Here is an 18,340-nt window from a genome sequence, read left to right as displayed (position 1 = left end):
GGGGGAGCAGGGTGGACTTGCGCACACCCCGAGCCGTTGCGGGAACGCGCCTGACCTGCTGCGCTGGGCACGGTGCCCGCATGCCGACGGGACACCTGAACGTCTCCCCAGGAGGTCGTCGTGTCCGGTCGGGTCGTCGTCGTGGGAGCCGGCCTGGCCGGTGCCAAGACCGTCGAGGCGCTGCGGGAGGGCGGGTACGACGGCCGCGTCACGCTGCTCGGCGCCGAGCCGGACCGCCCGTACGAGCGGCCGCCGCTGTCCAAGGGCTACCTGACGGGCAGCGAGGAGCGCGACTCCGCGTTCGTCCACGAGCCCGGCTGGTACGCCGCGCACGACGTCGACCTGCGGACCGGCACCACGGTCACCGCGCTCGACCTCGGCGCGCGGGACGTCGTCGACGACGCCGGCACCCGGACGGGCTTCGACCACCTCGTCCTCGCGACGGGCTCCGAGCCGCGCCGGCTCGGCGTCCCCGGGGCGGACCTCGACGGCGTCGCGTACCTGCGCACGCTCCCCGACAGCGACCGCCTGCGCGCGGCGCTCACGCGGGACCGGCGTGTCGTGGTGGTGGGCGGCGGCTGGATCGGGCTCGAGGTCGCCGCGGCGGCGAGCGGCGCCGGGGCGCACGTCACCGTGCTGGTCCGCGACGTCCTCCCGCTCGTCGGCGTCCTCGGACCCGAGCTCGCCGATCTCTTCGCCGGTCTGCACCGCGAGCACGGCGTCGACCTGCGCACGCGCGCGGAGGTCGCCGAGATCGTCGCCGCCGGTGACGGCACCTCGGTCGGCGGGGTCGCGCTCGAGGACGGCACGGTCGTGCCCGCGGACCTCGTCGTGGTCGGCATCGGCGCGGCACCGCGCACCGCGCTCGCCGAGGCGGCCGGGCTGCACGTCGAGGACGGCGTGGTCGTCGACCAGCACCTGCGCTCGTCCCACCCTCAGGTGCTCGCCGTGGGCGACATCGCCCGTGCGGCGCACCCGCTGCTCGGGACGCACGTGCGCGTCGAGCACTGGGCGAACGCTCTCAACCAGCCGACCACGGCCGCCGCGACGATCCTCGGCCGCGACGAGCCGTACGACCGGCTCCCGTACTTCTTCACCGACCAGTACGACCTCGGCATGGAGTACGTCGGGCACGCGCCGCACGGCGGGTACGACGAGGTGGTCGTGCGGGGCGACCTCGCGGCGCGCGAGCTGGTGGCCTTCTGGCGACGCGGGGGGCGCGTCGTCGCGGGCATGAACGTCAACGTGTGGGACGTCGTCGACGACGTGCAGGCGCTCATCCGGTCGGGCGCTGTCGTCGACCGCGACCGGCTGGCCGACCCCGACGTGCCGCTCGGCTCGCTCACGGCCCCCTGACGGCCGACGTCGGAGGCGGCGGCTAGCCTGACCCCTGCCCGACGCCTCCCACCGAAGGAGAACGACCGTGGTGCTCATCGGCGCCCACGTCCGCGACGCCGACCCGGTGGCCGCCGCCGCCGAGGTCGACGCCCAGGCCGTCCAGATCTTCCTGGCCGACCCGCAGGGCTGGAAGAAGCCCGTGCCGCGCGACGACGCCGACGCGCTCGTCGCGAGCGGGCTCGGGATCTACGCGCACGCGCCGTACCTCGTCAACGTCGCGTCGACCAACAACCGCATCCGCATCCCGAGCCGCAACATGATCGCGCAGCACGCGGCCGCCGCCGCCGGGCTCGGCGCACGCGGGCTCATCGTGCACGGCGGGCACGTCGGTGACGGCGACGACGTCGCGGTCGGCATCGACAACTGGCGCAAGACGTTCGAGCGCGCGACCTACCCCGTGCGCGTGCTCGTCGAGAACACCGCGGGCGGCGAGAACGCGTGCGCCCGCACGCTCGACCGGTGGGCGATGCTCTGGGACGAGATCGGCGGCTACGACGTCGGCGTCTGCCTCGACACGTGCCACGCGTGGGCCGCGGGCGAGGACCTCGAGACGATCGTCGACCGCCTGCGCGCGATCACCGGGCGCATCGACCTCGTGCACGCCAACAGCTCGCGCGACGAGGCCGGGTCCAGCCGCGATCGGCACGCGAACTTCGCGACCGGGACCATCCCGCCCGAGCTCATCGCGCACGTCGTGCGGGAGGCCGGGTGCGACGCGGTCGTCGAGACGCCCGCCGAGCGGCAGGCCGAGGACATCGCGTTCCTCCGGGCGGCGCTCGCGGGCTGACCCGTCACGGCGCGCGTCAGATCGGTGAGGCGTCCGCCGTGACGTCGGGGACCGCCGCCTCGGTCGCCAGCGCGACGGTCCGGACGCGCTCCGCGAGCTCGTCGACGGCGCGCACCTGGTTGTCCGCCTGGACGCGCAGGCCGGCAAGCCGTGCGCGGTCGAGCCGCAGCGTGCCCGACCAGACCTCGAGCGTCGCCCACAGGGACCGCTTGCCCGAGATGCCCGAGCGCAGCGCCTCGAGCTCGAGGTGCAGCGACAGCGGCGACCTCGACGTGAGCCGGCCGTTCACCTTGAGCCGACCCGCGTGCTCCGCCGCGACGGCCGCCGCGGGCTTCCACGGCGACAGCCGCAGTCCCAGGTGCTCGGCGAGCCCGCGCACGACCCGCCGCTCCTGGCGCAGCTCCTCGAGGAGCCGCAGCAGGACCGGCTCGGCCGACGTGCCCGCGTACCGCTCGACCATCCACCCGACGCGCGAGATCACGCCCGACGCGCCCGTCAGGTGGTCGCTCAGGTAGATCTGCACCAGGCGGAGGTCGACCGGTGGTGTGGTGTGCTGCCCCACGTCAGCGCAGCCGCGACGCGAGGAGCTGCTTGCCCTGCTCGGCGCCCTTGCGGCTCTCGCCCTGGGCCCGGCGGAAGAACTCCGCGAGCTCGGTGTCCCCGTCGCGCTCGGCGTCCTGGGCGTACGTCTCCAGCCGCAGGACGTTGTCGAGGCAGGTCTGGGTGAACCACAGGATGTTGTAGTCCTTGTCCTTCGTGCCGGTCAGCTGGCCGGACTCCTGCTCGAAGCTCATGGTGCGCACCTCCGTGGCCCCGTCGGGGCGTCGTCGGGTGGGCGGCCGGACCGCCCGCGGGCCGCTTCTCCACCCGACGTCCATCGTCGGCCCGTGCGTGGCGAGCCGCGACCGGTGCCGTCAGGACGCGGGGGCCGGGAGCGGGTTCGCGGCGAGCGCCCGGGCGACGGCCACGAGGTTGCCCGCCATGGCGCGACCGGTCGACGCCGACCAGTCGTGGCCGTGGTCGGTGTCGCGGTCGTCCGGTCCGGGGCCAGGTCCCTGGTTCCCGTACGTCCACGCCTGCGGCGGGATCGTGAACCCGATGTCGCCGAGCCCGCCGACGATCTCGGAGATCACGTGGTGCGCGCCGTCCTCGTTCCCGGCGACGACGACGCCCGCGACCCGGTCGTACGCGACGGGCCGGTCCTGGTCGTCGGTCTCGGAGATCATCGCGTCCATGCGCTCGAGCGCGCGCTGCGCCCACGACGACGGGTGCCCGACCCACGTGGGCGCCGCCACGACGAGGATCTGTGCGTCGAGGATCTTCGCGCGGCCGTCCCCGGGGCCGGACCGACGGCGTCGGGCACCAGCCCGCGGCGTGCGGGTGCGCGGTGCCGTGCGCGGTGTCACGGTGAGGCGATGAGCGAGAACCTGCCTGACAGCTTCGACCCGAAGCAGCCCGACCTGCCGTCCCTCGGTGCCGACCCGGACCCGCTTCCGCCGGGGCACGAGAGCCAGGCGCCGACGACCGAGCCGCTGGAGGACGACGCGAGCGAGGCCGCCGGCTCCGGCGACGAGGAGCGCGGCATCCCCGGCTGACGGCCGACGGGCCGGCACGCGGCCCTCGTGGGCCACAGCGGAACCCGGCCGGTGCCCGTGCCGGGTCAGCCGAGCGTGACGTCGGCGGCCCGGCGGACGACCGCGTCGTCGTCGGCGCCCTCCGCGCGCCACGCGAGCTGTTGCACGGCCCCGTTCCCGCGACGCAGGACGTCGGCGACGCGCGCCCGGACCCAGTCCAGCTCGCCGGTCGCGACGAGCGCGTCGTGCACGTGGTCGACGAGCTCGGCGACGACGTCCGCGGCGGGCCGCGGCTCACCGGTGGTGGGGCTCACGAGCTCGCCGGTCGTGCCGGAGCGCGCGGCGCGCCACGTCCACGACCGCAGGATCTCGGCGCGCACGGGTGCGGGGTCGGGGTCGGTCCGGACCGCGGTCTCCGCGAGCGCCCGCACCAGGACCGCCTGCAGCACGGCGTCCTGCGGGTCGAGGCACACGTCGGCGACGCGGACCTCGACCGTCGGGTAGCGCGCTGAGAGGCGGGCGTCGAAGTAGATCATCCCGTCGTCGAGCGCGGTGCCGGAGCGGAGCAGCTCGGCGATGACCGCGCGGTAGGTCGCGGCGTCGCCGAACGGGGCGGTCGCGCCGGCCGTGGGCCAGCGGCCCCACACCTGCGAGCGGTAGCTCGCGTACCCGGTGGCGGACCCGAGCCACGACGGGCTGTTGGCGCTGAGCGCGAGGAGCACCGCGTTCCAGGCGCGCAGGTGGTCGATGACGTGCACGCCCTCGTCGTCGTCGGCGACCGCGACGTGCACGTGGCACCCGCACGTGAGCTGCTCGCGGGCCGTCTGACCGAAGCGGGCCCGGATCTCGTTCGCGCGCCGGTCGGGGATGACCGTCGACTCCACGACGTGCGGCGCGGTGCCCATCGCGGCGATGCGCGCGCCGGCCTGGCGGGCGACCGCATCGGTGCGGGCGCGGCCGTCCCGCACCTGCGCGAGGAGGTCGTCGAGGTCGGTGCACGGGTGCGTCGAGACCTCGACCTGCTCCTGCTTGAACTCCTTCTCCAGGTCGCCGCCCGGTCGCGGGTCCGACGGCAGGTCGGCCGCGAGCCGTAGCACCGTCGGCGCCACCGCGTACGGCACGCCGTCGGGCGTGACCAGCAGGAACTCCTCCTCGACACCCATGGTTCGCACGCGGCAAGTGTGGGGGAGCGGCCCGTGCGGCGCTCGGCGAGCGGCTCAGCGGTCCGCGCGGTCGGTGCTGTCGTCGGCGGCGTCGGCGCCGTCGGGGCTGCCGAACGGTGCAGGCTGACGCCGGTACGACGCGACGAGCCGCGCGACGAGCGTCGCGAGGAAGACCTGCGCGAGCAGCGCCTCGAACGTCGCGACGCCGCGTCCCGCGAAGCTCGCGGCGGTGTAGTCGCCGTAGCCGACGGTCGTCAGCGTCGTGAAGGAGAAGTACTGGAGCGACTGCTGGTCCGCGGGCTGCCCGGCCGCGAAGAACGGCTCGGGCAGGAGCCACGCGAGCACCCCGAACACGTTGGCGAAGAACAGACCGAGGATGAGGTACGCGCTCAGCGCCCCGGCGATCGTGCTGAGCGTGACCTCGCGGCGGGTGAGGATCCGCCCGAGGATCGTCACGAGCGTCACGCCCAGCAGGACGCAGAACACGCCGTTGACGACGCCGGTCGCCGGCTCCTGCGGCAGGAGCGTGAGCGCAGCGACCGTGGCGACCGCCGAGACCACGAGCACGACGCGGACGGCGAGCCGGAGCCGCGGCCCGGGACGCGACGTCCGGACCGCGAAGAACAGGGCCCCGAGGTAGCCGAGGACGACGAACCAGCTGGTCCACGGCTCGGCGGTCAGGACGAACACGAGGTACACGACGCACAGCAGGCCCAGCACGACCCCGAAGTCGTCCGGGGGCGCGTTCGCGGGCCGCACCACGCGTCGGGTGCGGCCCGCGGACCCGCCCGGCGACGGGCCCCTCCCGTCCATCGCCGGGCGGGTCAGGCGAGCGCCTTGGCCTTCAGCTGCGCGAACTCCTCGGCGCTGATCACGCCCTGGTCGTGCAGCTTCTTGGCGTCGGCGATCGCGCTCGCCGGTGACGTCTGCGCGGTCTGCCGGATGTAGGCGTCGGTCGCCGCCTGGTGCTCCTGGAGCTGCGCCATCTGCCGCTCGGCCATCCCGCGGCCGCGGGCGATGATGTAGATCAGCGCCGTCAGGAAGGGCAGGAAGATCAGCCCGATCACCCACAGCGCCTTGCCCCAGCCACCGAGCGTCCGGTCGCGGAACAGGTCACCGATGATCTGGAACAGCAGCACCAGGTACATGAAGAAGACGAACCACCACACCAGCAGCCAGAACCAGTCCCAGAACGAATCCATCGCGTGCCTCCTCGGTCCTCGCCGGCGGGTCCCCGGCCAGGTCCACGATCCCGCGACCGGGTGGGCACTTTCCTCACCCGTCGTGGGTGATCGTCGCTGGTCAGAGCCCACGCGGAGGGTGAGCGGCTCGCCGTGCGGGGGTCGCCCGCGCGTGTGAGGCTGGAACCTGCTCGACGGCTTCGGAGGCGTGGCCGTATCCGGCCACCTCGGAGACCCGATGAAGTCGCCCCAACCCCGCGGCCCGCTCGGCGCGGCCGTCCTCGACGCCCTGACGGCGGCGGCACCGCGCACGGACGCCCCGGCGGACGACCGTCTCGTGCAGGCCGCGCGGCGTGCCGTCGAGCACAGCACCGACCTCCTGACGGACGAGGACGTCCAGCTCACGCTGTTCGTGCTCTACGAGCTGCACTACGCGGGCGTCGAGGGGGTCGACGAGGCGTGGGAGTGGGCGCCGGACCTGCTGCGTGCGCGGGCGGTCCTCGAGGAGGCGTTCGAACGTGAGCTGCGCCACCGGGTCACGGTGCCCGACGGCGTCACGGCCGACCGGCGCGCGGTCGCCGACACCCTGTTCGCACTGACCGCGCCGACACCTGGCCCGAGCCTGTCGCGGTACGTCGGCCGCCAGGCGACCGACGAGCAGCTGCACGAGCTCCTGGTGCACCGCTCGCTCTACCAGCTCAAGGAGGCCGACCCGCACACGTGGGCTGTGCCGCGCCTCGCGGGTGCCGCGAAGGCCGCGCTCGTCGAGATCCAGGCCGACGAGTACGGCGGCGGCGCGCCCGACCGCATGCACAGCGCGCTGTTCGCCCGCACGATGCAGGGCGTCGGGCTCGAGCCGACCTTCGGCCGGTACGTCGAGGACGTCCCCGCCGTGACGCTCGCCGCGGTCAACGCGATGTCGCTGCTCGGGCTGCACCGTCGGCTGCGCGGCGCGATCGCGGGGCACCTCGCGGCGTTCGAGATGACGTCGTCGCTGCCGAACCGGCTGTACGGCGACGGGTTCCGGCGGCACGGCTACGGCGACGACGTGACCGAGTACTTCGACGAGCACGTCGAGGCCGACGCGGTGCACGAGCAGATCGCGGGCCGCGACCTGGCCGGCGGCCTCGCGGAGCAGGAGCCCGAGCTCGTGCCGGACATCCTCTTCGGCGCGTGCGTGTGCCTGTTCCTCGACGACCTCGTCGCCGCGCACCTCGTCGGCGCGTGGGAGCGCGGCGAGTCGTCCCTGCGGGTCGCGGCATGAGCGCCGCGGACGAGCACGGCGCGACGCCCGTGCGCGGGTCGATCGTCGCGTGCCCCGACGGTCCGTTGCTGGTGCGTGGGGACGTGCCCGTGGTCGACGACCGCGGCGAGCCCGTCGTCAAGCGCCGGGCGACCGTGGCGCTGTGCCGCTGCGGGGCGTCGGCGATCAAGCCGTGGTGCGACGGGAGCCACAAGGCGATCGGGTTCGAGGCGCCCTGAGACCGTGACGACCTGAGGTCGTGACGCCTGCAGGCGCTCCCGGTGGTCAGTCCCGCGGCACCTGCAGCACGCGCGACTCGCCGGGCTCGTCGGGGTCGTCGACGATCGGCACGTCGTCCAGCCACGCGCCGATGACGTGCGCGAGCTCGCCCGGGTGGCTGAAGTTCATCGCGTGAGCCGCGCCGACGATCACGGCGAGCGTGACGTGGTCGGGCGCGAGCCGCGCGACCTCGAACACCCGCCACGGCGGCGGCATCATCGGGTCGCGGCTGCCGATCACCGCGAGCGCGGGCACGTCGAGCCGCAGGATCCGCTCCTGCGACGGGAACCGGACGAGCTCGTCGAAGAGGCGCAGCGTGTTGACCGGTCCGAACCGCAGGTAGTCGGGCACCGCGGTGCGCGCCATCGCCGGGCTCTCGCGGCCCGCGTCCTTGAGCAGCTGCCACAGGCCCCGGACGAACGGCTGGTTGTACATGCCGCCCGCGGGGGAGGCGAGGACCGCGCGGTGCACGCGCTCGGGCGCGACGTGCGCGACCTCGAGCACGACCGGGCAGCCCATCGAGTTGCCGACCAGGACGACCTGCTCGAGCTCGAGCGCGTCGAGGACCTCGAGCACCGCGTCGGCGAGCGCGGGGATGCCGAGCGTCGACGGCGGGCTCTCGCTGCGCCCGTACCCCGGCAGGTCGGGCACGACGTTCCACGCGCGGTGGGCGAGGCGCTCGGCGGTCGGCAGCAACGACGTCCCGGAGATCGCGAAACCGTGCACGTGCAGGATCGGCACCGCGCCCTCGACGTGCGGCCCGCACCGCACGAGCACGCGGCGCCCGTCCACGCGGACGGTCCGTTCCGTCCAGCCGGCAGCCAGGTCGACCACGGCCCGATCCTGGCAGGTCGCACGCCGCCGCGCCCGCGATCGGCACCGCGCGGCCGCAGGACCACCCGCCGCGGGTGACGTCCGGGGGTACGCGGCGGCAGGACGCTGCGAGGGTCCGGACGTGCCGACGACGGGATGGCAGACCATGAGCGCAGGAGCGTCACCGTCCGGAGCACCGCTCGACCGCCGCCTCGCGCTCCTGCTCGCGATGGCGATGTTCGTGCTCGTGGTCGACACGTCGCTGATGAACGTGTCGATCTCCGCGGTCGTGCGGGACCTCGACACCACGGTCAGCGGCGTGCAGTCGGCGATCGCGCTCGAGGCGCTCGTCTCCGCGGCGTTCATCCTCATCGGCAGCAAGGTCGGCGACCTCGTCGGGCGCAAGCGCGCGTACGTGGTGGGCCTGCTCGGCTACGCGACCGGCGCGATCGCGATGACGCTCGCGCAGGGGCTCACCGCGATCATCGTGTTCTGGGCGGTCGTCGGCGGTCTCGGTGCGTCGCTGCTGCTGCCGTCGATGCAGTCGCTCATCCACGGCAACTTCAGCGGACCCGCGCAGAAGAAGGTCTACGCGCTCGTCGGGGCGTCGGCGTCGATCGCCGCGGCGGTCGGCCCGCTCCTCGGCGGTTTCATCACGACCTACCTGTCGTGGCGCGTCGCGTTCGCGCTCGAGGCCGTCGTCATCGCCGTCGTGCTGTCCGGCATCCGGCTCATCAAGGACGTCCCGTACACGGGCGACCGGTCCGTCGACGTCGTGGGCGCCGTGCTGTCCGCGCTCGCGATGGGCGGCATCGTCCTCGGTGTGCTCGTCTGGCAGGAGGGCGGCGAGGCTGTCGGCGCGCTCATCGGCGTCGGCGCGATCGCGCTGGTCGTGCTGGTCCGCTGGCTGCTGCGCCGCAAGCGTGCGGGGCGGCCCGTCCTGCTCGACCCCGACCTGTTCCGCTCGCCGCTGTTCCGCGTCGGCGTCTCGCAGCAGATGCTCCAGCAGATCGCGCTCGGCGGGCTCATGATCTCGCTGCCGATCTTCCTGCAGATGGTGCTCGAGTACGACGCGATGGCCGCGGGCCTGTCGCTCGCGCCGCTGTCCCTCAGCATGTTCGCGGTCGCGCTGCTCGCCGGGAAGCGTGCGGGCGCGCGCCGCCCGGCCGACCTGGTGCTGGCGGGGTTCGCGCTCGGGGTCGTGGGGGTCGGCGCGCTGATCCCCGTCGTGCCGCGCGCGTCGAGCGGATGGTGGCTGGTCGTCCCGCTCCTCGTCGTCGGGTCGGGCCTCGGCCTGCTCGTGTCGCAGCTCAACAACTACACGCTGTCGCCGATCTCCGAGGAGCGCGTGAGCGAGGCCGCCGGCGTGAACTCCGCGGCGGGGTCGTTCGGGCTCTCGTTCGGCCTCGCGTTCGCCGGTGCGCTCATGCTGGGTGCGCTGGCCGTCGGCTTCACCGCGCAGACCGACGCGAGCACGGTCCTCGACAGCGCCCAGCAGGAGCAGGTGTCGCGTGCGCTCGACGACGACGCGCAGCTGATGAGCACGACGCAGCTCACCGAGCTGCTCGCGGACGAGCCGCCGGCCGTGCAGGACGAGATCGTCCGCATCAACGACGAGGTGCGTCCGCGGGCGCTGCAGGTCGCGCTGCTGCTGCCGCTCGTCGCCGGCCTGCTCGGGCTCGTCAACGCGCTCCGGATGCGCCGCCTGCCCGACCCCGCCCCGAACAGCGCCGTCGAGGGCGCGGCGTTCGGCTGACCGCCGCTGCCCGCCGACCGGCGGCCGTGCACGTTCCCCGCTCGGTCCGCGGGAGCATGACGACGCCCCCCCGCGTGAGGCACGACGGAGCCCCCCGGCGTCGTCGCCGAGGGGCTCCGCCTGACCGTCACGAGGCGAGGATCTGCGCCTTCTGCACCTCGAACTCGGCCGGGGTCAGCACGCCCTGGTCGCGCAGCTCGGCGAGCTGCTTGAGGTGCGCGATCCTGGTGTCCATGTCCGGGCTCTCGGTCTCGGGCGTGGGCGCCGGCGCCGCGACGTACACGGGCTGCGCGTAGGCCGGCTGCGCGTAGCCCTGCGGCTCGGCGTAACCCTGGGGCTGGGCCTGGTCGGCCCAGCGCTGCTGCTGGCGGTGGTGCACGCGTCCGGACACGGCGCTCGCCGTGCCCGCGACGACGGCTGTGCGGGCCACCCCGCGGATCAGTCCTGGCATGGTCTCCTCCTCCTCCGGTTCGTCCGACCTGGGTCCGTCAGGCGGCGTCGAGGTCGTCGAGCGCCGCGAGGATCGCCTGCACGGGGATGCGGCCGCTCGCGACGAGCTGGCCGCCGCCGCGTCGCAGCGCGGACGCGAACGGAGCCGCCCACCGGTTCTCGAAGACGAGGATCCCCGCCGCCGAGCCGTTCTCGAGCGCCTTCGCGGCCTCGGCCACGTCGTCGTCCCCGATGAGGCCCGACGCGGCCCCCTCGAAGAACGAGAGGTCGACCTCGCCCGACGCGGCCTCGTGCAGCTCGAGCGCGTGCACCTCGCCGTCCTCGTCCTTCTCCACGAAGACGAGGTCGAGCACGCGGATGATCCCGCGGTCGACCAGGTCCACCAGCAGCGGGAACGCGGTCCCGTCCAGCTTGTTCCTCGGGAACTCGACGACCAGGTAGTCGATCGGCCCGAGCTCCTCGGTCGTGTCCTCCACGTCGCTCACGTCGTCCTCCTCGTGTCGTGCCCGCTGCGCGCGTGCCCGTGGGCGCCTGACGGGTCCACGGGTTCGTCACTCTCGTCGCGCGCCGGCACACGCACATCACCCGCGGCGGGTGGTAGGTGCGGCGGAGCGGTCGTCAGTGGTGGAGCGAGAGCTTGAGCGCGACCATCGCGAGCCCGAGCAGGGCGGTGAGGACGCTCGCGACGAGCCGCCGCCAGCCCGTGATCCCGCCGCCGCCGGCCATGTTCCAGCCGACGAACCCGAGCAGGGCGACGTTGATGACGAGCGCGATCTCCACGCCGCGCGACGTCTCGACGCCGATGGCGGCCTCCACGAGCAGCACCACGACGGGCACGAGGCACGCCGCGACGAGCGGGAGGCCGTCCTGGACGACCTCGGTGCGCTCGTGCCCGTGCAGCGGCCGGCCGAGCAGGGAACGCAGCGCGATCCAGTGCGCGTACGTCTCGGCCGCCCAGTACACGAGCAAGGTGCCGACGAGCGCGATCGCGAGGCGCGCGAGCCCGAACTTCTCCGGCGCGGCCGCCAGCACCGAGCCCGTGATCACGAGGCCGTACAGGTGCGACGCGCGTCGCCGGTGCTGCTGCGCGTGCGACAGCGCGCGGACGGCCTGCTCGGGGCGGGTGCTGTCGGTCGTCACAGTGGCAGTCTGCACCCGGCGCCCGGAGGCGTCCCGGTGGCACGGCATCACCTGCGACGAGTGAGGCGACCGACCGGCACGTCGTCCTAGCGTCGGCCGGAAGGACGAGGCACCGCGGGCCCGGTTCGCGCCGGGTCGACCCAGGGAGGGTGGTCGTGACCCAGTCGACTCAGGCGCCGGCAACGCCCGGCACGTCCGGCAACGACACGCGCTGGTGGGCGCTCACGGCGGAGGAGGTCGCGCGCGCGCTCGGCACCGACCCGCGCACGGGCCTGGCCGACGGCGAGGTCGGCATGCGCCAGCGGCAGTACGGCCCGAACACGCTGACCGCGCAGGCGCCGCCGTCGGTGTGGTCGGTCCTGCTGGGGCAGGTGCGCGACCCGATGAACCTCATGCTCCTCGCCGTCGCGATCGTGAGCCTCGTCATCGGGCAGTTCTCGACCGCGGCGATCGTCGGGTTCCTCGTGCTGCTCAACGTCGTCATCGGGACGCGGCAGGAGATGCAGGCGCGCAAGAGCGTCGACGCGCTCGCGACGATGCAGGAGCCGATGTCGAAGGTGCGGCGCGACGGCGCAATCTCGCTGGTCCCGGCGCACGAGCTCGTGCCGGGCGACGTGGTCGAGCTGGAGGCCGGGGACATCGTGCCGGCGGACGGGCGGCTGGTCCGCACCGCGACGATGGAGACGCAGGAGGCGGCGCTGACGGGGGAGAGCGCCCCGATCGGCAAGGCGACCGACCCGCTCGCGGACGAGGACGTGCCGCTCGGCGACCGCGCCAACATGGCGTTCCAGAACACCGCGGTGACGCGCGGCACCGGCACCCTGCTCGTCACGGCGACCGGCATGACGACGCAGATCGGCCACATCGCGACGCTGCTGTCGTCGGTCGAGAAGACGAAGTCGCCGCTGCAGCGCGAGCTCGACGCACTGACCAAGGTGCTCGGCGCGATCGCGTGGTCCGCGGTCGCGCTCATCGTCGTCATCGGCGTGCTGCGCGGCGACCCGATCGGCGACCTGCTGTTCCTCGCGACCGCCGTCGCGATCTCCGCGATCCCGACCGGTCTGCCGACGTTCGTCCAGGCGATGCTCGCGTACGGTGCGAAGCAGCTCGCCGCAGCGAAGGCGATCGTCGCCAACCTCGCGGACGTCGAGACGCTGGGCGCGACGAGCGCGATCAACTCGGACAAGACCGGGACGCTCACGCTCAACGAGATGACGGTGACCGCGCTCTGGCTCGGCGGGCAGCACTACACCGTCGAGGGTGCGGGCTACGCGAAGACCGGTCGGATCCTGTCGCCCGCGGGTGCCGAGGTGCCCGACCTGACCCCGCTCGCGTACGGGCTGTGCCTCGCGAGCGACGCGCTCGTCTCGGACGACGGTGCGGTCGTCGGCGACCCCACCGAGGCCGCCCTCGTCGTGCTCGCGGCGAAGCTGGGCGTCGACGCCGAGGAGAGCCGGCGGACCTATCCGCGCGTCGCCGAGGTGCCGTTCGACTCCGCCTACAAGTTCATGGCGACCGCGCACTGGATGCCCTGGCGCGACCAGCCACGCGTGCTCGTCGAGGTGGTCAAGGGTGGGCCCGACGTCGTGCTCCAGCGGTGCACGCACGCGCTCGCCGCGCCCGGCCGGTTCGTCGACATCGCCGAGCTGCGGCCCGCGATCGACGCCGAGCAGGACCGGCTCGCGCAGTCCGGCCTGCGCACGCTCGCGTTCGCGGTGCGCATCCTCACGCCGGCCGACGAAGCGGGCATCGTCGCCGACCCGATGGCGTACGTGCAGCAGCTCGTGTTCGTCGGGATGGTCGGGATCATGGACCCCCTGCGGCCGTCGGCCAAGGTGTCCGTCGAGATCGCCCACCGCGCGGGCATCGACGTCCGCATGATCACCGGCGACCACGCCGTCACCGCGTCCGCGATCGGCACCGACCTCGGCCTGCCGCCCGGCGCGATCAGCGGCGCCGAGCTCGCCCGCATGACCGACGACGAGCTGCTCGCCCGGCTGCCCGACCTGCACGTCTTCGGCCGCGTCACCCCCGAGGACAAGCTGCGGCTCGTGCAGCTCATGCAGCGGCAGGGGCTCGTCGTCGCGATGACCGGCGACGCCGTCAACGACGCCGCCGCGATCAAGCAGGCCGACATCGGCGTCGCCATGGGGTCCGGCAGCGAGGTCACCAAGCAGGCCGCGCGCCTCGTCCTCACCGACGACAACTTCTCGACCCTCGTGCACGCCGTCGAGCTCGGCCGCAGCATCTACCAGAAGATCACCGCGTACATCCGGTTCCAGATGAGCCAGCTCATCGGCCTGGTCCTGCTGTTCCTGCTCGCGACGATCGCGGACCTCAACGGCGGCGTCGCGCTCACGCCGATGATGGTGCTGTTCCTCAACTTCTTCGTCTGCGTCGGGCCCGTCATCGCGATCATGCTCGACCCGGTCGGGCCCGAGATCATGAGCCGCCCGCCGCGCGACCCGAGGCTCGGGATCGGCAACCGGCGCGCGATCGGCCGCTGGGTCCTCTACGGCGTCGTCCTGTGCCTCGCGACCGCCGTGCCGCTCGTCCTCGGCCCCGACGAGCTGTCCAAGGACCAGCCGAGCGCGTCCATGACGATGGCGTTCGTCGTGATGGGCCTCGGGTCGACCCTGTCCGGCCTGGTCCTGCGCCGCGAGCCCGAGTCCGGGCTGCTGCCGCCCGTGCTGTCGGCCGTCAAGGTGCTGACGGTCCCGGTGCTGCTCGTCGTGCTCGCCACCGAGCTCGACTTCCTGCAGGGGTGGCTCACGACGCAGTCGCTCACGAGCCCGCAGTGGTTCGCGGCGATCGGGCTCGCGCTCCTGCTGCCGCTCGTCGCGGAGATCGACAAGGCGTTCATGCGGCGCCGTCGTGCGACACCCGCACCGCTGACCCCCCAGGAGGCGGTCAGCCCGGTGCGGGCGCGCACGACGGAGCGCTGAACCGGGTCAGCCCGCCGTCGGCGGGACCGGCCCGTACAGCGGCTGGACCTCGGCCATCTCGATGTCCGCGGTCGCCTGGATGAGCGCGAGCAGCTCCGGGTCGAGACCCGGCGAGAACTCCTCGAACCGCTCCTCGGCGATCGTCGACGGCACCCCCGCGGGCGCCTGCTCGGACGCGTCGAGGGTCGTGCCGTCCTTCGACGGCGACATGCCCTGGAAGATGCGACCGGCCTCGGAGGCCGCCGTCAGGTCGAACGAGTACTGCTTGCTCTGCAGTCCCAGGTCGAGCAGCTTCTTGACCTCGGGGAACTTCTCCGCGTTCGTCTTCGGGATCGGCAGCACCTTCGCCCAGTCGACGCCGAGCGTCTCGAGCGCACGCGCGTAGGCGTTCTCGTGCGCCTGGTCCCGCACGATGAGGTACGAGATCGTCGAGCGCGCCGTCTTGTTCGCCGTCATCTCGTAGATGCGGCACTTCTGCAGCCGACCCGTCGACTCGAGCATGAGGTTGTAGAGCAGGTCGAGCACGAGGTTGCCCGAGTTGTAGACGTAGGACCCGCTCCACGGGTTGCCCGCGGCGTCGACGGGCAGCGCGCCCTGCGCCGCGACGAGGTAGTGGTGGATGTTGCTCTCGTCGAGCGCGAGACGCAGGGGCGTGTCGCCACCGCTGCCCGGCTGGTCGAGCGGGTCCGTCTTCTTGCCGTGGTAGCGGGGAGAGCCGTCGAGGAGGCGCGCGATGGTCGTCCCGATGAGCTCGACGTGGCTGATCTCCTCCGTCCCGATGCCCTGGAGCAGGTCGCGGTACGGCTTCCCGGCGGGTCCACGGAAGTTGATGCTCTGGAACAGGTACTGCATCATCGTCCGCATCTCGCCGAACTGACCGCCCAGACCTTCCTGGAGCGCGTTCGCGGCAGCCGGGTCGGGCTCGTCGGCCTCGATCTCGTTGATGAGCCTCTGGACGTGCAGGTACACGGTCGACCTCCTCGGTGGAGCGGACCGGACCCGGCCCGCAGGCGTTGCTCAGCTCGACCCGCCCGACGATCGGCGCCGGGCCGGCGACGGGCGGCGGGGCCGGGGGAGCACCCGCCGCCCGCGTCCGTCAGACGCCCGTGCCGGACGTCGGCGACCCCTCGGCGTGCGCGCCGCGCACCTCCTCGGTCGCGCCGCCCGCCTGCGACCTCAGGTCCGCCGCCGCGTCCTGGCCGTCCTGGCGCAGCGTCTGGCCGGCCTCGGTCGCCCGGTCCTTGACCGCGGTCGCGGCCTCCTGCGCCGTCTCCTTGAGGTTGCCCGCGACGTCCTGCGCGACGCCCTTGGCGCCCTCGACGAGCGGGGCGGCCTGCTCCTTGGCGGTGCGGGCGAGCTCCTGCTCCTTGCGGCTCGCCGGCATCAGCGACGAGACGAGCCACCCGATGCCGAAGGCCACCAGGCCCGCGGCGAGCGGGTTGCCCTGCGCCTTCTCCTTCGCGGCCTGGGGGAGGTGGCCGGCCGTGTCGCCGACGGACGACACCATGCCGGACGCACGGTCCCGCACGTCGTGCGCGGCCTGGCTCGCGGAGCCGGCGGCGTCCGAGGTGCTGCCCATGACGCGGTCCTTCACGCCGCCCACCGCCGTGCGGACCTTCTCGGTCTGCCGGTGGACGACCTGGCTCGGGCTGACCTTGTCGGTCAGCGCGTCCACGTCGGAGCTGAGCTCCGCACGCGTGCGCTCGATGTCCTCACGGATCTGCTCCGGGTCGGTGCTCATGCGTTCTTCTCCTCCTGGCCTCGCAGGGCGTTCGGGATCTTGCTGACGGTGTCGGTCGTGCGGGGCAGCCCCTCGACGCGCTTGGACTCGGCGCGACCGCGTGCGAAGAGCACAGCCGCGACGATCGCCCAGACGACGGCCACGACCACCGCGGACCAGCCGTGGCCGATCGCGTCGCCGAGCGCCCACCAGAGCGCGATCGACAGGAACAGGAGCACGAAGTGCCCGGCGACTCCCGCACCGGCGAACATCGACCCGCTCTTGGCGGCGTGCTGCACGGCCTGGCGGGCCTCGGCCTTCGCGAGCTCGACCTCCTGCCGCATCAGCGTCGACAGGTCGCGCGAGATCTCGCCGACGAGCTCGCCGACCGACGGCTGCGGGGGAGCGGAGCCGGTCTCACTCATCGCAGCTCACCCGTCAGCGGGTCCGGCGTCGTGGTCGTGGACGCCGTCGGGGGCGGGGTCGTCGGCTCGTACGCCGTGGTCGTCGGCGCGTACGCGGCCGACGTCGACCGCTCCGGCACCGCGCTCACGCGCACCGGGTTGGTGCCCGGCGTCCCGCGGGACGACCCCGAGGTGTCGTCCGACGACGCGTCCTTCAGACCGCGCGTGAGACGGCCGAGCACGATGCCCGCGCCCGCGGCGACGAGGAGGAACGTGCCGGGCCGGCGCCGTGCGAAGCGGCGCACCTCGTCGAGCAGCTCGTCGGGGCCGTGCCCGTCGAGCCAGTCGCCGAGGTCGCCCAGCCGCTCGCCGACGTTGCGGACGAGGTCCGTCGCCAGACCCTGCTCCTGCGACGACGACGCCATCTGCGTGAGCTGCTGGCCGGTCGTGGAGAGACCGCCCGCGAGGCGGCGCTGCTGCGTCCCGGCCTGGTCGGCCACCTCGCCACGGGCCTGGTGCCACAGGTCGCCGAGCTGGCGGCGCGCCTCCTGCCCGACGGCGCGGGCCTCCTCCTTGGCCTCGCCGAGCAGCTGGCCGCCCGCCTCGGTCGCGGACTCCTTGAGGTGCTGCGCCTGCTCGCGGGCCGTGTCGGCGGTGCTCGACGTCGAGCCACCGGACGGCGAGCCGCCGGAGCCGCCCGAGCCGCCGTAGCCGGAGCCGCCGGTGGTGCCCGACGTCGTCCCGGTGCTGCCGAAGGTGCTGCCGGACGTCGTGCCGGACGTCGTCCCGCTGGGGTACGCGGTGCTGCCGCCGGTCGCTGCGGTGCCGGACGTCGTGCTCCCGCCGCTGGGGACGGTGCTCCCGCCCGGGTTGGTGCTGGTGTACGGGTCAGCCATGATGCGCCTCGTCTCGGGATCGGTGGGTGCGACCTCGACGTGGGCGCAGCTCGCGCTCAGGTCGAGGAGTCGACGGAGTGCGAACCTTCTTGCCGCGGATGGACCGTCGTGGGCACGGGATGCCGGCGCTCGTGCGCTCGGCGGGGGGACTCGTGCCGCGACCCGGGTGCCTGTCCTGCCCCGGGGGACGGTCTGCCGGACGGTTGTGCGCCGCCCGACGTTTCGACGCTAGGCCAGCCTCGCGACGGCCGCCATTCGGACGACGCCGCGGCCGCGCGCCCGCCGGCGCCCGCTCTCACAGCGTGCAGCGTCGTCGCAGGTCACGGGTCCGCGACGCTGCGCGGACGAGTCGCCGCCCCCGGTAGGGCATCCCTCCCGTGACGCGGCGACCGAGTGCGAGCCACGAGCAGACGCCTCGCTCGAGCACCCACACGGGGGCGAGCGCGGCGGACGTCGCGGGGAAGACGGCGGCGCCGCCGGCCCGCTCGCGCCCGCGCCACGCGACGAGCACGGCGGCAGCGCCCAGGACGACCGCCGGGCCGGGCCGGTGGCGGAGCGCCGACCACGCCAGCACGGGCAGCACGGCGGCCT

The 18,340-nt window shown here is 73.8% G+C and carries 21 protein-coding genes and 1 pseudogene; 7 read left to right on the top strand and 15 right to left on the bottom strand.

Annotated elements, in window-relative coordinates; translation table 11 throughout:
• The first annotated feature begins 120 nt into the window (after positions 1 to 120).
• Together CTKZ_RS11780 and CTKZ_RS11775 are read left to right on the top strand one after the other, a co-directional pair.
• On the top strand, positions 121 to 1,356 hold the full coding sequence (locus tag CTKZ_RS11780) for an NAD(P)/FAD-dependent oxidoreductase (RefSeq protein WP_124343120.1): 1,236 nt from the start codon (positions 121 to 123) through the stop codon (positions 1,354 to 1,356).
• A gap of 67 nt (positions 1,357 to 1,423) precedes the next feature.
• Entirely contained in the window at positions 1,424 to 2,185 is a 762-nt protein-coding gene (locus tag CTKZ_RS11775; RefSeq protein WP_200829722.1) for a deoxyribonuclease IV, read from the top strand.
• A 16-nt stretch (positions 2,186 to 2,201) separates the two neighbouring features.
• On the opposite strand, the gene CTKZ_RS11770 is transcribed toward CTKZ_RS11775, so the two are convergent.
• The 3 genes from CTKZ_RS11770 to CTKZ_RS11760 all read right to left on the bottom strand — a co-directional run bounded on the left by CTKZ_RS11770 (position 2,202) and on the right by CTKZ_RS11760 (position 3,591).
• Positions 2,202 to 2,747: a hypothetical protein gene (locus CTKZ_RS11770; protein ID WP_124343119.1), complete on the bottom strand. Its 546-nt coding sequence runs from the start codon at positions 2,745 to 2,747 to the stop codon at positions 2,202 to 2,204.
• Position 2,748: 1 nt separating this feature from the next.
• A complete protein-coding gene (locus CTKZ_RS11765) occupies positions 2,749 to 2,979 on the bottom strand; it encodes a hypothetical protein (protein WP_124343118.1) in 231 nt (76 codons plus the stop codon).
• Between the two features lie 120 nt (positions 2,980 to 3,099).
• Positions 3,100 to 3,591, bottom strand: a complete 492-nt coding sequence (locus CTKZ_RS11760) for a flavodoxin family protein (protein ID WP_235843456.1) — start codon at positions 3,589 to 3,591, stop codon at positions 3,100 to 3,102.
• 9 nt (positions 3,592 to 3,600) lie between these two features.
• Here CTKZ_RS11760 and CTKZ_RS11755 point away from each other — a divergent pair, with 9 nt between their 5' ends.
• Complete coding sequence (locus tag CTKZ_RS11755; protein ID WP_124343116.1) at positions 3,601 to 3,780, top strand: chromosome partitioning protein; 180 nt, start codon at positions 3,601 to 3,603, stop codon at positions 3,778 to 3,780.
• A gap of 65 nt (positions 3,781 to 3,845) precedes the next feature.
• Here CTKZ_RS11755 and CTKZ_RS11750 read toward each other — a convergent pair whose 3' ends face one another.
• Genes CTKZ_RS11750 through CTKZ_RS11740 form a run of 3 tightly spaced genes read right to left on the bottom strand, consistent with a single transcriptional unit; the run spans position 3,846 to position 6,124 of the window.
• Positions 3,846 to 4,922 (bottom strand): carboxylate-amine ligase, encoded by a 1,077-nt coding sequence (locus tag CTKZ_RS11750; RefSeq protein WP_124343135.1) that lies wholly within the window; start codon positions 4,920 to 4,922, stop codon positions 3,846 to 3,848.
• A 54-nt stretch (positions 4,923 to 4,976) separates the two neighbouring features.
• The gene (locus CTKZ_RS11745; RefSeq protein WP_225916995.1) at positions 4,977 to 5,735 is read right to left on the bottom strand and encodes a potassium channel family protein; all 759 of its coding nucleotides are present in this window, start codon (positions 5,733 to 5,735) and stop codon (positions 4,977 to 4,979) included.
• Between the two features lie 11 nt (positions 5,736 to 5,746).
• On the bottom strand, positions 5,747 to 6,124 hold the full coding sequence (locus CTKZ_RS11740; protein ID WP_124343115.1) for an SHOCT domain-containing protein: 378 nt from the start codon (positions 6,122 to 6,124) through the stop codon (positions 5,747 to 5,749).
• A 217-nt stretch (positions 6,125 to 6,341) separates the two neighbouring features.
• On the opposite strand from CTKZ_RS11740, the gene CTKZ_RS11735 reads away from it, so the two are divergent.
• Positions 6,342 to 7,367, top strand: coding sequence for an iron-containing redox enzyme family protein (locus CTKZ_RS11735; protein WP_124343114.1), 1,026 nt, complete (start codon positions 6,342 to 6,344; stop codon positions 7,365 to 7,367).
• Positions 7,364 to 7,585, top strand: coding sequence for a CDGSH iron-sulfur domain-containing protein (locus tag CTKZ_RS11730; protein ID WP_124343113.1), 222 nt, complete (start codon positions 7,364 to 7,366; stop codon positions 7,583 to 7,585). Before CTKZ_RS11735 ends, CTKZ_RS11730 begins: the two co-directional genes overlap by 4 nt.
• 46 nt (positions 7,586 to 7,631) lie before the next feature.
• On the opposite strand, the gene CTKZ_RS11725 is transcribed toward CTKZ_RS11730, so the two are convergent.
• Positions 7,632 to 8,459 (bottom strand): alpha/beta fold hydrolase, encoded by an 828-nt coding sequence (locus CTKZ_RS11725; protein WP_124343112.1) that lies wholly within the window; start codon positions 8,457 to 8,459, stop codon positions 7,632 to 7,634.
• A 145-nt stretch (positions 8,460 to 8,604) separates the two neighbouring features.
• On the opposite strand from CTKZ_RS11725, the gene CTKZ_RS11720 reads away from it, so the two are divergent.
• Positions 8,605 to 10,194: an MFS transporter gene (locus CTKZ_RS11720; RefSeq protein WP_124343111.1), complete on the top strand. Its 1,590-nt coding sequence runs from the start codon at positions 8,605 to 8,607 to the stop codon at positions 10,192 to 10,194.
• 127 nt (positions 10,195 to 10,321) lie between these two features.
• Here CTKZ_RS11720 and CTKZ_RS11715 read toward each other — a convergent pair whose 3' ends face one another.
• The 3 genes from CTKZ_RS11715 to CTKZ_RS11705 form a co-directional block, all read right to left on the bottom strand.
• The gene (locus tag CTKZ_RS11715; protein ID WP_124343110.1) at positions 10,322 to 10,645 is read right to left on the bottom strand and encodes an SHOCT domain-containing protein; all 324 of its coding nucleotides are present in this window, start codon (positions 10,643 to 10,645) and stop codon (positions 10,322 to 10,324) included.
• A 37-nt stretch (positions 10,646 to 10,682) separates the two neighbouring features.
• Positions 10,683 to 11,129 carry a DUF6325 family protein gene (locus CTKZ_RS11710; RefSeq protein ID WP_235843455.1) on the bottom strand — a complete coding sequence of 149 codons (447 nt, stop codon included), beginning with the start codon at positions 11,127 to 11,129 and terminating at the stop codon, positions 10,683 to 10,685.
• Between the two features lie 133 nt (positions 11,130 to 11,262).
• On the bottom strand, positions 11,263 to 11,784 hold the full coding sequence (locus CTKZ_RS11705) for a hypothetical protein (RefSeq protein ID WP_235843454.1): 522 nt from the start codon (positions 11,782 to 11,784) through the stop codon (positions 11,263 to 11,265).
• Positions 11,785 to 11,939: 155 nt separating this feature from the next.
• On the opposite strand from CTKZ_RS11705, the gene CTKZ_RS11700 reads away from it, so the two are divergent.
• Positions 11,940 to 14,729 (top strand): cation-translocating P-type ATPase, encoded by a 2,790-nt coding sequence (locus CTKZ_RS11700; RefSeq protein ID WP_124343108.1) that lies wholly within the window; start codon positions 11,940 to 11,942, stop codon positions 14,727 to 14,729.
• A 6-nt stretch (positions 14,730 to 14,735) separates the two neighbouring features.
• On the opposite strand, the gene CTKZ_RS11695 is transcribed toward CTKZ_RS11700, so the two are convergent.
• From CTKZ_RS11695 to CTKZ_RS21585, 5 genes and pseudogenes are all read right to left on the bottom strand, one after another.
• Entirely contained in the window at positions 14,736 to 15,698 is a 963-nt protein-coding gene (locus CTKZ_RS11695; protein ID WP_124343107.1) for a manganese catalase family protein, read from the bottom strand.
• Positions 15,699 to 15,825: 127 nt separating this feature from the next.
• Positions 15,826 to 16,470: a DUF3618 domain-containing protein gene (locus tag CTKZ_RS11690; protein ID WP_124343106.1), complete on the bottom strand. Its 645-nt coding sequence runs from the start codon at positions 16,468 to 16,470 to the stop codon at positions 15,826 to 15,828.
• Complete coding sequence (locus CTKZ_RS11685) at positions 16,467 to 16,874, bottom strand: phage holin family protein (RefSeq protein WP_124343105.1); 408 nt, start codon at positions 16,872 to 16,874, stop codon at positions 16,467 to 16,469. The genes CTKZ_RS11690 and CTKZ_RS11685 overlap by 4 nt, the downstream gene beginning before the upstream one ends.
• Positions 16,871 to 17,749: a hypothetical protein gene (locus tag CTKZ_RS11680; RefSeq protein ID WP_124343104.1), complete on the bottom strand. Its 879-nt coding sequence runs from the start codon at positions 17,747 to 17,749 to the stop codon at positions 16,871 to 16,873. The genes CTKZ_RS11685 and CTKZ_RS11680 overlap by 4 nt, the downstream gene beginning before the upstream one ends.
• A 295-nt stretch (positions 17,750 to 18,044) precedes the next feature.
• Positions 18,045 to 18,340: pseudogene (locus tag CTKZ_RS21585) on the bottom strand (glycosyltransferase family 2 protein); the annotation flags it as partial.

The organism is Cellulomonas algicola (assembly GCF_003851725.1).
Taxonomy (GTDB): domain Bacteria; phylum Actinomycetota; class Actinomycetes; order Actinomycetales; family Cellulomonadaceae; genus Cellulomonas; species Cellulomonas algicola.
This window is presented reverse-complemented; position numbering and strand designations above follow the sequence as displayed.

Coding starts and splice junctions, on each gene's coding strand:
- CTKZ_RS11755 (WP_124343116.1), top strand. CDS start 3,601: ATGAGCGAGAACCTGCCTGACAGCTTCGACCCGAAGCAGCCCGACCTG.
- CTKZ_RS11720 (WP_124343111.1), top strand. CDS start 8,605: ATGAGCGCAGGAGCGTCACCGTCCGGAGCACCGCTCGACCGCCGCCTC.
- CTKZ_RS11690 (WP_124343106.1), bottom strand. CDS start 16,470: ATGAGCACCGACCCGGAGCAGATCCGTGAGGACATCGAGCGCACGCGT.
- CTKZ_RS11680 (WP_124343104.1), bottom strand. CDS start 17,749: ATGGCTGACCCGTACACCAGCACCAACCCGGGCGGGAGCACCGTCCCC.
- CTKZ_RS11730 (WP_124343113.1), top strand. CDS start 7,364: ATGAGCGCCGCGGACGAGCACGGCGCGACGCCCGTGCGCGGGTCGATC.
- CTKZ_RS11740 (WP_124343115.1), bottom strand. CDS start 6,124: ATGGATTCGTTCTGGGACTGGTTCTGGCTGCTGGTGTGGTGGTTCGTC.
- CTKZ_RS11735 (WP_124343114.1), top strand. CDS start 6,342: ATGAAGTCGCCCCAACCCCGCGGCCCGCTCGGCGCGGCCGTCCTCGAC.
- CTKZ_RS11745 (WP_225916995.1), bottom strand. CDS start 5,735: ATGGACGGGAGGGGCCCGTCGCCGGGCGGGTCCGCGGGCCGCACCCGA.
- CTKZ_RS11685 (WP_124343105.1), bottom strand. CDS start 16,874: ATGAGTGAGACCGGCTCCGCTCCCCCGCAGCCGTCGGTCGGCGAGCTC.
- CTKZ_RS11750 (WP_124343135.1), bottom strand. CDS start 4,922: ATGGGTGTCGAGGAGGAGTTCCTGCTGGTCACGCCCGACGGCGTGCCG.
- CTKZ_RS11765 (WP_124343118.1), bottom strand. CDS start 2,979: ATGAGCTTCGAGCAGGAGTCCGGCCAGCTGACCGGCACGAAGGACAAG.
- CTKZ_RS11715 (WP_124343110.1), bottom strand. CDS start 10,645: ATGCCAGGACTGATCCGCGGGGTGGCCCGCACAGCCGTCGTCGCGGGC.